This is a genomic window from Rhodoplanes roseus (assembly GCF_003258865.1).
GTDB lineage: Bacteria > Pseudomonadota > Alphaproteobacteria > Rhizobiales > Xanthobacteraceae > Rhodoplanes > Rhodoplanes roseus.
Map to the genome: position 1 here is coordinate 1 of NZ_NPEX01000038.1, position 12,432 is coordinate 12,432.

The window sequence follows — 12,432 nt, forward strand, 5'->3', positions numbered from 1 at the left end:
CGCGGCCGGCCGCGCGACCGAGGATTATCAGCGAGCGAGCCGTCGTCCCATGCCCGTCTTCACGCCGCACCAGAACCAGGCGCTCTCCGCCGTCGCGCGCTGGTTGGACGACCGGCCGGGCTCGCGCGGCACCCCGGCGGTGTTCCGCCTGTTCGGCTTCGCCGGCACCGGCAAGACGACGCTCGCCCGCCATCTCGCCGAAGGAGTCGAAGGCGAGGTGAAGTTCGCCGCCTTCACGGGCAAGGCCGCCCAGGTGATGCGCTCCAAGGGCTGCCGCAACGCCTCGACCATCCACAGCCTGATCTACCGGCCGCAGGACACCGAGACCGAGCAGCCGAGCTTCACGCTGTGGGACGACGCGCCCGCCTCCAAGGCGAAGCTGATCATCATCGACGAGTGCTCGATGGTCGACGCCGAGCTCGGCCGCGACCTGATGTCGTTCGGCGTGCCGATCCTGGTCCTCGGCGATCCGGCGCAGCTTCCGCCGATCCAGGGCGGCGGCTTCTTCACCGAGCACGAGCCGGACGCGATGCTGACCGAGGTGCACCGGCAGGCCCAGGACGACCCGATCGTGCGGCTCTCCATGCAGGTGCGCGAGGGCGGCCGGCTGGCACCCGGCGATTACGGCATCAGCCAAGTGGTGCGCCGTGGCGACCTCGATCCGGCCCGCGTGCTCGACGCCGACCAGGTGCTGGTCGGCCGCAACGCCACGCGGCGCGCCTACAATGCGCGGCTGCGCGAGCGGCGCGGCTTCACCGAGCCGCTGCCGCTCGCCGGCGACAAGCTCGTCTGCCTGCGCAACAACCGCAAGAAGGGCCTGTTCAACGGCGGGCTGTGGACCGTGAAGGAGCGCGCCGTCGGCCGCTCCAAGAAGCTCGTCACCATGCGGATCGAGCCGGACGAGGAGGTCTCGACCCGCCACAAGCCGCTCAAGGTGACGGTGCGGCCGGAATGCTTCCTGGGCAGCATCGAGGAGATCGACTGGGCGCAGCGCAAGATCTACGACGAGTTCGACTTCGGCTACGTGCTCACCGTCCACAAGGCCCAGGGCTCGCAGTGGGACGACGTGGTGCTGTTCGACGAGAGCTTCGCGTTCCAGGAGACGCGCGAGCGGTGGCTCTACACCGGCATCACGCGCGCGGCGAAGCGCCTCACCGTGGTGGTGTGAGGCCGGCCGGGAACCGGTGACGACGGTGCGGCATTGGGGTGTGGGCGCCCCGAAGGCGGCCCGCTCCGGGAGGATCGTTCCATGCGCCGTTCCACCACACGATCGCGCGGTCTGCTGCTCGCCGTGCCGCTGCTGATCGGCGGCATCGCCACCGCGCTCGCCCAGTCGACCACACCGCCGGGCGGGACCGAGAAGCCCGACACGCCGGCCAACCAGCCGAAGACCGGGCCGTCGTCCGGCACGGCGCCGGGCAACGAGGGCTCGACCGGCTGGACCGGCGGCACCGGGGGCTCGTTCACGGGCACCTCCAACCACGCCCCCGCACCGGGCTCTCCGAACGCGCAGCCCGAGACCGTGGAGGGTGTGAACCCGCAGCCGTCCGGAAGCGCCACGACGCCGACGCGCTGAGGCGCGCCGACGCGCTCACGCGGCGCGGTCGGGATGCAAGGCTCGGGCGACGCGATCGGCTTCGGCGAAGGCGGCCTCGATCCGGGCCGCCAGCTCGGCCGCGCGGGCCGGTGTGATCGCGTCCGCCTCCCGCTCCAGCGTCAGCGCGACCTCGGCGAGCCGGCGAAAGCCGAGCGCACCGGCCGCGCCTTTCAGCGTGTGCGCCTCGATGCCGAGCGTCTTGCGGTCGGCGCCGGCGGCGAGCAGCCGCAGGACACCGAGCCGCCGACGCGAATCCTCCAGGAAGCAGGCGAGCGTCTCGGCGAAGCCGTCGTCGCCGATCTCCTCGCGCAACAGCGCGGCGACGGCCGCGTCGTGCACTGGCACCGCCACCGGGTCCGGCCCACGAGGCTCGGCCTCGTCCTCGACCCCGGCACCGCCATAAGCGACGGCCTGCACGGCCTGGGCGAGCGCCTCGATCAGCACGGCCTTGCGCACCGGCTTGGCGATGAAGCCGGTCATCCCGGCATCCCGGCAGGCCTGCACGTCGTCTGGAAACGCGTTCGCGGTCAGCGCGACGATCGGCATCGTGGCCGAACGTCCGCCGCGCGCCCGGATGCGCCGCGTCGCCTCCAGCCCGTCCATTCCGGGCATGCGCACGTCCATGAGAATCACGTCGAACGACGCCTCGGCGACCGCCGCGAGCGCCTGCAGCCCGTCCTCGGCGATCCGGATGACGATGTCGAACGACTTCAGCATGCGGGTGACGACGAGCTGATTGGTGCCGTTGTCCTCGACCAGCAGCAGGCGTAGCGATCGCCCGAGCCGGCCGAGCGCGGCCGTGAAGGCGGCGTGCGACACCGGCCCGCCGACGCCACGGCGCCGCGGCGCATCGGTGAGCGGCAGCGGCAGCCGCACCGCGAAGGTCGAGCCGGCGCCGAGCGTCGAGCGCACCGCGATGTCGCCGCCCATCTGCTCGACCAGCCGCTTGCAGATGGCGAGCCCGAGCCCGGTGCCACCGAAGCGCCGGTTGATCGAGCTGTCGGCCTGGACGTAGTCGGAGAACAGGGTGCCGATGCGCTCGGGCGCGATGCCGATCCCGTTGTCGCGCACCGACCATTCGAGAGTCGCATCGTCCTCCCGGAGGGCCGGGCAGCCGAGCGCGACCTGCACCTCGCCGCCACAGGGCGTGAACTTCACGGCGTTTCCGGCAAGGTTGAGGAGCACCTGGCGGATGCGGCCCGGATCGCCGAGCATCAGCGGCGGCACCTCGCCGGCGACCGAGAGGAACAGCGCCACGCCCTTCGCCCGCGCCTGCGGCCCGAGCACCCCGACCACGTCGTCGGCGAGCTCGCGCGGCGAGAAGGCGACCGACTCGAACTGCACGCGGCCGGCTTCGAGCTTGGAGAGATCCAGGATGTCGTTGAGGATCGCCAGCAGGCTCTCGCCCGATTGGTTGATGGCCTCGAGCGTCTTGCGCTGGTCGGCGTCGAGCGAGGTCTCCAGCAGCGTCGCGGCGAGCCCCAGCAAGCCGTTGAGCGGCGTGCGGATCTCGTGGCTCATGACGGCGAAGAAGGCGGACTTGGTCTTGCTGGCCTGCTCGGCGGCGCGCTCCTGCTCGCGCGCCCGCACCGATTCCGCCTCGGCGGCGGCGCGCTCGCGCTGAGCCCGGACCAGCTCGGTGATGTCTTCGTGCGTGCCGACCCATCCGCCCGAGGGGCGCAACCGCCGGCTGACGCCCATCACCCGGCCATTGCCGAGCGTCTCGACCCACGACATGCTGGCGTCGGGGATCACGTCGAGGCGGCTGTCGGGATCCACGATGATGCCGCGCTCGCGCAGCGCGCGGGCGAAATCCGCGAAGGCCATCCCGGGCTCGATCACCAGCCCGGTGCTGCCGTAAATCTCGACGAACCGCTGATTGCAGACGGTCAGCCGCCCCTCGGCGTCGCACATCGAGAGGCCCTGGCTCATGCTCTCCAGCGCGTCCCTGAACATCCGGTTCTGATCGCTCAGCTCCGACCGGCTCGCCTCCAGCTCGCGTTGCGCCCGCCGCAGGCGACGGATGATCGCGGTCATGAACAGGATCACGACGGCGCCGATCAGCGCGCCGGAGACGCTGTTGATCCACAGCGCCGGGACGACGTTGCTCAACAGGCGGTGCGAGGTGGAGAGCTGGCCGCTCACCCGGTCGTCGAGGGCATCGTCGAGCCGACCCAGAACCCGTCGCGCCGTGACGATGCCGTCGTGAAGCCGCATCAGGTGGAAGGCGCGCTCGTCGTCGCCGACGCCGCGTGTCGCCCAGCCGGTGACGTGATCGAGACTCTCCAGCACGTCGCCGCTGGCGTTCCACAACGCGATATGGTCGGCGGCCGGAACGAGCGAGGCGGTCGCCGAGATCAGGCGGTCGAGCTGGGAGTCGAGCTGCGACAGACGCCTGATCCGGGCCGCCGCCTCGCCGAGCAGCTCCTGACGTTCCGGCTCGTCCAGGCCGGCCGCCGTGCCGGCGACGAGATCGAGGGCCCGGATGAAGGTGTCGTCGAGATCGCGCACGAGCTGATGGCGCTTGATGTCGCGGTCGGCCGCGCTGACCAGCGAGCTGCCGGCGGAGATCTCGTGGGCGTGGAACGCGGCCGGGCCGACGATGGCGGCGAGCATCAGGAAGATCGCCACCCCGAAGGGCGCGATCTCCCGCAGGCTCGCCCGTGCCGTCTCGGCCGGCCCGGAGGGAGGAGCGCGCGTCATCGCCGGTTCGCCTTCACGACGTCGCCCGACACCGGATCGAAGTAGATCTCGACCCGCCGCCCGTCCTTGTCGCGCCCGTAGATCTCGTAGCATCCTCCCGGGGTCGTCTGGAGCACGCCGATGCGGTAGCCTTGCTGCTCGATCCGTCGGCGCATCGCCTCCTGCGGCAGCCAGGCGTCGGCCGGCGCCGTCGTGCAGGCGGGCCCCGCGGCGGCCGGCCCGGTGGTGGCGAGAAACAGGATGACGAAGCGAAGGGGATGGATCATCGTCGGCCGCGCGGGAGGAAATCCGTTCGAATTGAACGAATTCTATCCGTCGCCGATTAAGCGACCTTTACCCCGGTCCCGACTCCACTTCGATTCACTTCGGACCGCGATCGAAGACTTGGAAAGGATTACTCGATGAGCCTAGCCCGGTGCATGCCGGTCCGCTCCGGACAGGTCTCGGCGGCCCTGCTGGCCGCCGTGGCGGCAGCGGTGATCTTGTGGCCGGTCGTCGCGGGCGCCGCCGACATCGCCCCGGAGCGGCGCGCCTGGCGGGGCGGCGCGGTCGCCGGCCCGATCATCGGCGGCACCGTGGCGAACAACGGCTACTACGCCTACGGCCCCTATGCGGCGCCGGGCGTGCCGCCGGCCTGGGCCGCCGCGCCGTGGAGCGGCCTCTACGGACCGGCCGTGCCGGTCGCGCCCGGGTGCTACACGCAGCGCCAGCGGGTGTGGACCGAGTACGGCTGGCGATGGCGGACGGCGCCGATCTGCTATTAACGATTATTCATCCGCCTCAACGCCTTAGCGCAAGAGCGAGAGCGCATCGCCCTACTAACGACAAATTGGAGCGCTGTTGTGAGGTTCTGCCGTCAGCCGCACGGGGCTGATCGTCGGCACGCCGACCCCCGACCTGTCGACCCAGGCCGCCCGGCGCATTCATCGGAGCCTCACGAGGGGACCATGACCAAGACCCTGACTGCTCTCGCGGCGGCGGCGCTCGCCGCCACACTGGTGCTGCCGGCCAGCGACGCCAACGCCCAGTACTACTATCGCCGCGGCCCCAGCGGCGGCGCCGTCGCAGCCGGCGTGCTCGGCGGCCTGGCGGCCGGCGCCATCATCGGCGGCGCGATCGCGAGCTCGCGCCCGGCCTATGGCGAACCCGTCTACGGGCCGCCCCCGCCGCCGCCCCCCTATGCGGGCTACGCGCCGGTGGCCGGCTGGGCGCCCTACCCGGCCTATGCGGCCGCTGTCCCGGTCGGCTGCCCCGGCGGCTACTGGGCGCGCCGGCCGATCTACGGCCCCTATGGCGAGTTCGTCGGCTACTCGCGGCCGCGCTACTTCTGCCCCTGACGCGGAAACGCCGTCACCGCACACCCGACGGCCGGCCTCGCGCCGGCCGTTTGCTGTTGCGCGGAGCGGCGCGTCACCGCCCGGCGCGGGCTCGCATGTGGTCGAGGACGGAGGCGTCGGGCCAGCAGTCGAGCGGGAGGCCGTTGGCCTTCTCGTAGGCGCCGAGCGCGAGGCGCGTGCGCATCCCCGCCTTGCCGTCGATCTTGTCGCGATAGAGGCCGAGCGCCTCCAGGCGCTTCTGCATCTCCTCGAGGTCGGCGGTGCGGAGCTGCACCACCGGGTCCCAGCCGCGCTCGAACGACCCGCCGCCGGCGATGCGGTCCGACACGTTGCCGACGAACAGCACGTACAGATCGGAGAAGTTGTAGTCCTTGATCACGTAGTAGTTCTTCATGATCAGGAACGACGGCCCGTGGGTGCCGGCCGGCTGCAGCAGCGAGGCCGGCTCGTTCAGGTCGGCGGCGGCGGGGCGCCGGCCCCCGGCCGGGACGTAGCCGGCGGCGAGCCAGTCGCGCAGCGGCTTGAGATTGTCGGGATCGGCGATCGTGCAGTCGAAGCCGCGCGCCGGCAGCTTCACCTCGTAGGCCCAATGCTTGCCCGGCTGCCACCCCTTGGCGTGGAGCTGCTGCGCCGCCGAGGCGAGCGCATCCGGCACCGAGCGGAAGATGTCGCGCTTGCCGTCGCCGTCGAAGTCGACGCCGTGCTTGTAGACCTCGGAGGGCAGGAACTGGGTGAGGCCGACGGCCCCGCCCCACGACGCCCGCATGTCGGCGCGCGGAATGCCGTCCTGCAGCATCTTCATGGCGTAGAGGAGCTCGGTGCGGAACATGTCCTTGCGGCGGCCGTAATAGGCCTGGGTCGCCAGCACCCGCATGGCGTCGTGCGGCAGCTTGTAGGAGCCGAACGCCGTCTCCCGGCCCCAGATCGCCAGCACGACGGAGGCGGGCACGCCGAAGCGTTCCTCGATGCCCTGCAGGGTGGCGCGGTGCTGCTCGTAGAGCTTGCGGCCCGTCGCCGCGAGATTGGCGAGGTTCTTCTCGCGCAGATACTCGGCCGGCGTCTGGACGAACTCGGCCTGGCCGCGCGGCGGCGCCTGGGCGCGGCCCGGGATCACCAGATCGGGCAGCGACAGGTCGGGCTCCAGGCCGCGGATCGCCTGGTCGAAGGTCGCCCGCAACACGCCGAGCTTTTGCGCATCCGGCCACAGCCCCTGCAGCCATTGCTGGAAGGCCGCATCGGGGGCGGCGGCGAGCGGCGCCGGCGCGAGGGCCAGCATCACCAGGGTGGCGAGCGCCACGACGGCACGCCGGCCGGCGGACAGGAGGATCATCCGGGCATCTCCACGAACGTTCCGTGAAACAAGACGAATCGGAAACAGAGAGAGGCCGGTAAACAAGGTTTTAATGCGGAGAAGAATTGTGGGGGAGCTTAACGCCGCGGGATTTTTGCGGCCGGGCGAGGCATCGGTCGGTCCGTCCGCTCGGCGCGACGAAAAAAGGGCCGGCCGCGGCGCCCGCGACCGGCCCCTGGATCGACGATCCCGCGTCAGGTGAGCGGCTCGCCGCGGCGCTCCTTGATCATCGTGACGGTGACGACGATGTCGATCGCCCAGATCACCACCAGCAGCGACAGGGCCGCCGGCAGCGAGTACCTGGTCGCCAGCCAGCCGATCACCAGCGGGCCGAAGCCGCCGACGCCGCGGCCGAAGTTGAACAGGATGTTCTGCGCCGTGGCGCGTGCCTGCGTCGGGTAGCTCTCCGAGATCAGCGCGCCGTAGCCACCGATCATCCCGCTCAGCGTGATGCCCGAGGCGAAGCCGGCGAACAGCAGCGCGGTCGGATCGGTGACCTGCGGATAGATGAAGGCCATCGCCATGGCGCAGACCTGGAACAGGATGAACATCGGCTTGCGGCCGAAGCGATCGGCGAGATGGCCGAACACGAACATGCCGAAGGCGCCGCCGCCGACCGTCACGGCCGTCCACAGCGCCGTGCGGGTGAGCGAGAACCCGAGCTGCGTCGACAGATAGGACGGCAACCAGATCATCGTGCCGTAATAGCCGAAGTTCTGGACCGAGGTCATGATCGCGATGCCGATGGTCGAGCGGGTCGCGTCGCGGTCGGCGAACAGATAACGGTAGGGCGAGCCGGAGGGCTTCTGCTGCGCCTGCACGAAGATCTCCGGCTCGTGCAGCACGCGACGGAGCACGAAGGCGACGAGCGCCGGCAGCAGGCCGAGCAGGAACATGCCGCGCCAGCCGATCACCGGCAGCAGCAGCGGCGTCGACAGCGCCGCCGACAGCACGCCGGCCTGCCAGCCGAGCGCCACGTAGGACGAGGCGCGGGCCCGCTTGTGAGCCGGCCACGCCTCGGCGACCAGCGCCATGCCGATGCCGAACTCGCCGCCCAGCCCGATGCCGGCGACGGTGCGATAGACGAGCAGATCCCAGTAGCCCTGCGCCACCGCGCACAGGCCGGTGAACACCGCGAACAGCAGGATCGTCCACGACAGCACGCGGATGCGCCCGAAGCGGTCGCTGAGCGCGCCGACGATCAGCCCGCCGGCGACGGCGCCGATCAGCGTCCAGGTCACCAGCGAGCCGGCCTCCGATCCGGTGAGATGCAGCCCGGCGATGACGGCCGGCAGCATGAAGCTCAGGATCATCAGGTCGAAGCCGTCCATCGCGTAGCCGACCGTCGAGGCCACCAGCGCCTTGCGGGCGTACTGGTCGACCTCGCCCGGCTGGGCCGCTGCCGGCGCTGCTGCTGCCTGATCCACCATCGCGAAGTCCCCCTCCTGGTCCTGTCCCGTGACCCGCGGTCGTCGTGCACGAAACAGTGTGCCGCAATGCGAAACATTCAACCGCCGCCTGTCGCCCGTCGAAGCGACACGCGTGCCGCATCCGGGCGCCGATTGACAGCGCTCGAAGTCCGCCACTAAGCATGTCATACAGAGTGCCGCCAGCCCCGGATGCGGTTATCGGCCATCGGCGCGGCGCCCACGCCGCCGACGTGAACGGCCCTCTCCGCAACCGCTGCTCGCATCGCCGCGATGCGCCCGACGCGCGCCCGCGGACGGCCGTTCGACCGGCGGCCTGCGTGAAAGGAAGCGAGATGAAGTCCCTGCCCCGTGTCGGCTCGAAGCGCGTGATCGACATGCACGTGCATATCGGCCCGGAGTTTCTGCGCCGGAAATACAGTGCCGCGGCGCTCGCCGAGGAGGCGCGCCGCGAGGGCTTCGGCGTGGTGATGAAGAACCACTTCCAGCCGACCACTGGGCAGGTCAGCCAGTTGCGCCGCGACGACGACGAGGTGGCGCTGGTCGGCTCGGTGGCGCTCAACTTCGGCTGCGGCGGCGTCGACGATCACGGCGTCCGCTCCGCCCTGTCGGGCTGGAAGCGCGACGTCACGGCCGCCGATCCGGACAAGGACCGCTTCGTCGTATGGATGCCGACGGTGTGCTGCGAGGCGCATCTGCGCTGCTACGACCGGCGCGACCTCTCGACCGCCTGGGGCATCAAGCCCGAGCACACCCGCTTCTATGCCGAAGGCACCGGCTACTCGCTCCAGGCCGAGGACGCCGGCAAGATGGCCGCGGTCGAGCGCGCCGTGAAGGTGGTGGCCGACAACGACCTGGTGCTGGCGACCGGGCACCTCGACCGCAACGAGACCGAGATCGTGGTCAAGGCTGCGCGAAACGCCGGCGTCCGCCGCATCATCCTCACCCACCCGCTGTTCCAGTCGACCGAGCTCGACCCGGCCACGATGGCCCGGATGTGGAACGAGTACGGCGCCTACAGCGAGCTCGCCTTCGTCAACCTGGCGATGGATCACCTCACCTACGAGCAGTATCTCGGCGTCATCGAGGCGGTCGGTCCGCAGGGCGTGATCCTCTCCTCCGACGTCGGCCAGATCTTCTCGCCGCCGGTCGGCGAGGCGCTGCGCGAGTTCTTCGGCGAGCTGATGGCGCGCGGCGTCAAGGAGGACGACATCACGCAGATGTCGGTCCTCAACACCAATCACCTGCTGTTCGGCGATTTCGCCTGATCAATCCGGAGCACCGGCCGACCCGAGGCGGCGCGCAGAAGAACAAGCCGGAACGACAGACGAATCGGAAACGAACAGGGGGCGATTAACAAAGCCTTTCGATACGCCACCGTCTGCGCTGCAGGGGTTTCGCGCCATCGACACCGATGTTCCCGCTCCGGTCCGGAACGACGAATCGGAAACGGAGGGAGGCCGGTAAACAACCCTTTAACGCCGAGACGAAAGCCGACACCTCGCGTGGGCGGGCGCGCCGGCGCATCCGGGTCTTCGCGACGAGGCTCGCGTCGAGTACCGCTCGATCCCCGGCTCCGCGAAGCAGTGCGCCGACGTGGTGAATGGGTTCGGCTGCGAAGTCCGGAACCGAGCGAGCCCGTGCGTCCTCGCCGAACGCCGCGTCTCGTCAATGCAACCGGATCGGGCGAAAGAACAATGCGCGAAACAAGACGAATCGGAAACGGAGAGTGGACGGTAAACAAAACCTTTCGATCGACTACGCCATACACGGTGGGGACAACTGCCGTTCGACTCCAATGTTCTCTGTCCGGCCCGCAAATACGAATCGGAAACGGAGCGTGGCCGGTTAATTTACTCCTAACGTCCTGCAATCGCGCAATTGCTCGTGAAAAGCGCAGACCCGATCGAACCGTCATCAATTTTTCGCACACAAAGCGAAAAAGCTCCGCAATGCGGGTAATGTATTAAGGGCTGTCATCGATGATTTCGCGGAACAGGCGAGTTCGAGCCATGCGTGCAGAACGAACGGCGCTGGTGTGCGGCGCCGGAGGATTCATCGGCGGCCATCTGGCGCGCCGGCTCACCCGCGACGGCATCGCCGTGCGCGGCATCGACATCAAGCCGCCGGCGTTCGGTCCGCTCGACATCGACCGTTTCGTGATCGCGGATTTGCGCGATCCGGCGGCCTGTCGTGAGGTGATCGACCAGCCGTTCGACGAAGTCTATCAGCTCGCCGCCGACATGGGCGGCGCCGGCTACGTCTTCACCGGCGACAACGACGCCGCGATCATGCGCAACTCGGCGCTGATCAACATCAACGTGATCGAGGCGTGCCGCCGTGCCGGCTGCGAGAGCGTCTTCTTCTCGTCCTCGGCCTGCGTCTATCCGCGGCACCGCCAGACCGACACGGACACGGCCGACTGCGTCGAAGCCTCCGCCTATCCGGCCGATCCGGACAGCGAGTACGGCTGGGAGAAGCTGTTCGGCGAGCGGCTCTATCTCGCGCACAACCGCAACGACGGCATGCGCAACCGCGTGGCCCGGTTCCACAACGTCTTCGGTCCGCTCGGATCCTGGGCCGACGGGCGCGAGAAGGCTCCGGCCGCGATCTGCCGCAAGGTCGCGCTGGCGCGCGACGGCGGCCAGATCGAGGTGTGGGGCGACGGCCAGCAGCTCCGCTCGTTCCTCTACATCGACGACTGCATCGACGGAATCCTCCGCCTGATGCGGTCGCCCGATTTCGAGGGCCCGGTCAATATCGGCTCGGACGCGCCCGTCACCATCAACCGGCTGGTCGACATGGTCTGCGAGATCGCCGGCAAGCGGCTCACCCGCCGCCACGTGCCCGGCCCGATGGGCGTGCGGGCCCGCAATTCCGACAACACGCTCTTGCAAGACAAGCTCGGCTGGACGCCGTCGGTGCCGCTGCGCGACGGGCTGGCTGCGACCTATCGCTGGATCGAGGCGCAGGTCGCAGAGGCGACGGTCGGCGCGGCCTGACGGCGGCCGCGCCCATGGTCCGGCTCGTTCCGCGTGCCGTCGGCCGCCTGCTCCGCCGGGGCCGGGACAGGACGACCGAAGCCGTCACGCCCGGCGGCCCCTGCTGCTTCGTGCCGCGCGACGCCGGCCTGTTCTCCAACGTCAACTTCATCGCCGGCGAGATCGTCGGCGGTCGCGAGGTCTTCCCGCTGTTCACGCGCGACGCCGTGCAGCCCGGCACGGTGCTGCGCCAGTTCCCCTATTTCGATCCCGGCGGGGCGAACGCCTGGTTCGCCTTCTTCGCGCCTCTGGCCTATCGCGAGGGCGACGACCGCCACGCCGACATGGCGTTCCTGAAGGCGCTCCCACGCACCACCTGCGAGGCGGCCGATCCGGTGTTCCGGATTCCGGCGGCGACCCGGGCCCTTTATGGCCGACCCGACTTCGCCACCTGGCGCCGCGCCGCCCATGCCCGGCTGGCGCCGCTGTTGCGGCCGGCCCCCGCCGTCGCGGCGGCCGTGGCGGCGGCGCTCGCCACCATGCCGGGTCCAAGGATCGGCGTGCATGTGCGCCACCCCTCGCACGGCGTCGAGCAGGGGCTGGTGCTGTTCGCCGACTATTTCGCTGGGGTCGACCGGCTGCTCGACGAGACGCCGGACGCGAGCCTCTTCCTCGCCACCGACACCGAGCTCGCGCTCGCGGCATTCCGGCTGCGCTACGGCGATCGCGTGCGGTGGCAGCCCGATGTGGTGCGCACCTCCATCGACGACCTGCTGGTCTGGGCCGACGCGGCGACGCGCGGAAAGGTCGACGCGATGGGCTTCGTCGACGGCGTCGGTCACCAGACCCACTACCGGCTCGCCGCCGCGGGGGGAGCGGAGGGCCTGCGGGCCGGAACCGAGGCGGCGATCGACGTGTTCACGCTCGCCGGCTGCGACAGCTTCGTCTGCACGCTGTCGAACTTCACCCTCGCCTGCGCCTGGCTGGCGCCCGACCAGCAGCAGATCCTGGTGGCGCGCCGCATGATATAGTTCCG

Annotated in this window: 11 protein-coding genes; 7 read left to right on the forward strand and 4 right to left on the reverse strand. The window is 70.1% G+C overall.

Features of this window, described 5'->3' with window-relative positions; genetic code table 11:
• Positions 1–49: 49 nt before the first annotated feature.
• Positions 50–1,168, forward strand: coding sequence for an ATP-dependent DNA helicase (locus CH341_RS08045; protein ID WP_111418543.1), 1,119 nt, complete (start codon positions 50–52; stop codon positions 1,166–1,168).
• A gap of 81 nt (positions 1,169–1,249) precedes the next feature.
• Positions 1,250–1,576 (forward strand): hypothetical protein, encoded by a 327-nt coding sequence (locus tag CH341_RS08050; protein ID WP_111418518.1) that lies wholly within the window; start codon positions 1,250–1,252, stop codon positions 1,574–1,576.
• Positions 1,577–1,591: 15 nt separating this feature from the next.
• Here the strand turns inward: CH341_RS08050 and CH341_RS08055 are convergent, their stop codons facing one another.
• Both CH341_RS08055 and CH341_RS08060 read right to left on the reverse strand, forming a co-directional pair.
• Positions 1,592–4,300, reverse strand: coding sequence for a hybrid sensor histidine kinase/response regulator (locus CH341_RS08055; protein WP_170149524.1), 2,709 nt, complete (start codon positions 4,298–4,300; stop codon positions 1,592–1,594).
• The gene (locus CH341_RS08060) at positions 4,297–4,566 is read right to left on the reverse strand and encodes a PepSY domain-containing protein (RefSeq protein ID WP_111418520.1); all 270 of its coding nucleotides are present in this window, start codon (positions 4,564–4,566) and stop codon (positions 4,297–4,299) included. Before CH341_RS08060 ends, CH341_RS08055 begins: the two co-directional genes overlap by 4 nt.
• 135 nt (positions 4,567–4,701) lie before the next feature.
• On the opposite strand from CH341_RS08060, the gene CH341_RS08065 reads away from it, so the two are divergent.
• Both CH341_RS08065 and CH341_RS35170 read left to right on the forward strand, forming a co-directional pair.
• Positions 4,702–5,064, forward strand: a complete 363-nt coding sequence (locus CH341_RS08065) for a hypothetical protein (RefSeq protein ID WP_146604415.1) — start codon at positions 4,702–4,704, stop codon at positions 5,062–5,064.
• Positions 5,065–5,247: 183 nt separating this feature from the next.
• Positions 5,248–5,637 (forward strand): hypothetical protein, encoded by a 390-nt coding sequence (locus CH341_RS35170; protein ID WP_210208208.1) that lies wholly within the window; start codon positions 5,248–5,250, stop codon positions 5,635–5,637.
• A 73-nt stretch (positions 5,638–5,710) separates the two neighbouring features.
• Here the strand turns inward: CH341_RS35170 and CH341_RS08075 are convergent, their stop codons facing one another.
• Positions 5,711–6,967 carry a lytic murein transglycosylase gene (locus CH341_RS08075; protein WP_111418522.1) on the reverse strand — a complete coding sequence of 419 codons (1,257 nt, stop codon included), beginning with the start codon at positions 6,965–6,967 and terminating at the stop codon, positions 5,711–5,713.
• A 215-nt stretch (positions 6,968–7,182) separates the two neighbouring features.
• Entirely contained in the window at positions 7,183–8,418 is a 1,236-nt protein-coding gene (locus tag CH341_RS08080; RefSeq protein WP_111418523.1) for an MFS transporter, read from the reverse strand.
• A 332-nt stretch (positions 8,419–8,750) separates the two neighbouring features.
• Between CH341_RS08080 and CH341_RS08085 the strand changes: the two genes are divergently transcribed.
• From CH341_RS08085 to CH341_RS08095, 3 genes are all read left to right on the forward strand, one after another.
• Positions 8,751–9,683, forward strand: coding sequence for a DUF6282 family protein (locus tag CH341_RS08085; RefSeq protein WP_111418524.1), 933 nt, complete (start codon positions 8,751–8,753; stop codon positions 9,681–9,683).
• 744 nt (positions 9,684–10,427) lie between these two features.
• Positions 10,428–11,417 carry an NAD-dependent epimerase/dehydratase family protein gene (locus CH341_RS08090; protein WP_111418525.1) on the forward strand — a complete coding sequence of 330 codons (990 nt, stop codon included), beginning with the start codon at positions 10,428–10,430 and terminating at the stop codon, positions 11,415–11,417.
• 14 nt (positions 11,418–11,431) lie between these two features.
• Positions 11,432–12,427 (forward strand): O-fucosyltransferase family protein, encoded by a 996-nt coding sequence (locus CH341_RS08095; RefSeq protein ID WP_111418526.1) that lies wholly within the window; start codon positions 11,432–11,434, stop codon positions 12,425–12,427.
• Positions 12,428–12,432: the final 5 nt, after the last annotated feature.

What these genes read in the sequence shown, in the direction of transcription:
- CH341_RS08045 (WP_111418543.1), top strand. Translation starts at nt 50, where the DNA reads ATGCCCGTCTTCACGCCGCACCAGAACCAGGCGCTCTCCGCCGTCGCG.
- CH341_RS08050 (WP_111418518.1), top strand. Translation starts at nt 1,250, where the DNA reads ATGCGCCGTTCCACCACACGATCGCGCGGTCTGCTGCTCGCCGTGCCG.
- CH341_RS08055 (WP_170149524.1), bottom strand. Translation starts at nt 4,300, where the DNA reads ATGACGCGCGCTCCTCCCTCCGGGCCGGCCGAGACGGCACGGGCGAGC.
- CH341_RS08060 (WP_111418520.1), bottom strand. Translation starts at nt 4,566, where the DNA reads ATGATCCATCCCCTTCGCTTCGTCATCCTGTTTCTCGCCACCACCGGG.
- CH341_RS08065 (WP_146604415.1), top strand. Translation starts at nt 4,702, where the DNA reads ATGAGCCTAGCCCGGTGCATGCCGGTCCGCTCCGGACAGGTCTCGGCG.
- CH341_RS35170 (WP_210208208.1), top strand. Translation starts at nt 5,248, where the DNA reads ATGACCAAGACCCTGACTGCTCTCGCGGCGGCGGCGCTCGCCGCCACA.
- CH341_RS08075 (WP_111418522.1), bottom strand. Translation starts at nt 6,967, where the DNA reads ATGATCCTCCTGTCCGCCGGCCGGCGTGCCGTCGTGGCGCTCGCCACC.
- CH341_RS08080 (WP_111418523.1), bottom strand. Translation starts at nt 8,418, where the DNA reads ATGGTGGATCAGGCAGCAGCAGCGCCGGCAGCGGCCCAGCCGGGCGAG.
- CH341_RS08085 (WP_111418524.1), top strand. Translation starts at nt 8,751, where the DNA reads ATGAAGTCCCTGCCCCGTGTCGGCTCGAAGCGCGTGATCGACATGCAC.
- CH341_RS08090 (WP_111418525.1), top strand. Translation starts at nt 10,428, where the DNA reads ATGCGTGCAGAACGAACGGCGCTGGTGTGCGGCGCCGGAGGATTCATC.
- CH341_RS08095 (WP_111418526.1), top strand. Translation starts at nt 11,432, where the DNA reads ATGGTCCGGCTCGTTCCGCGTGCCGTCGGCCGCCTGCTCCGCCGGGGC.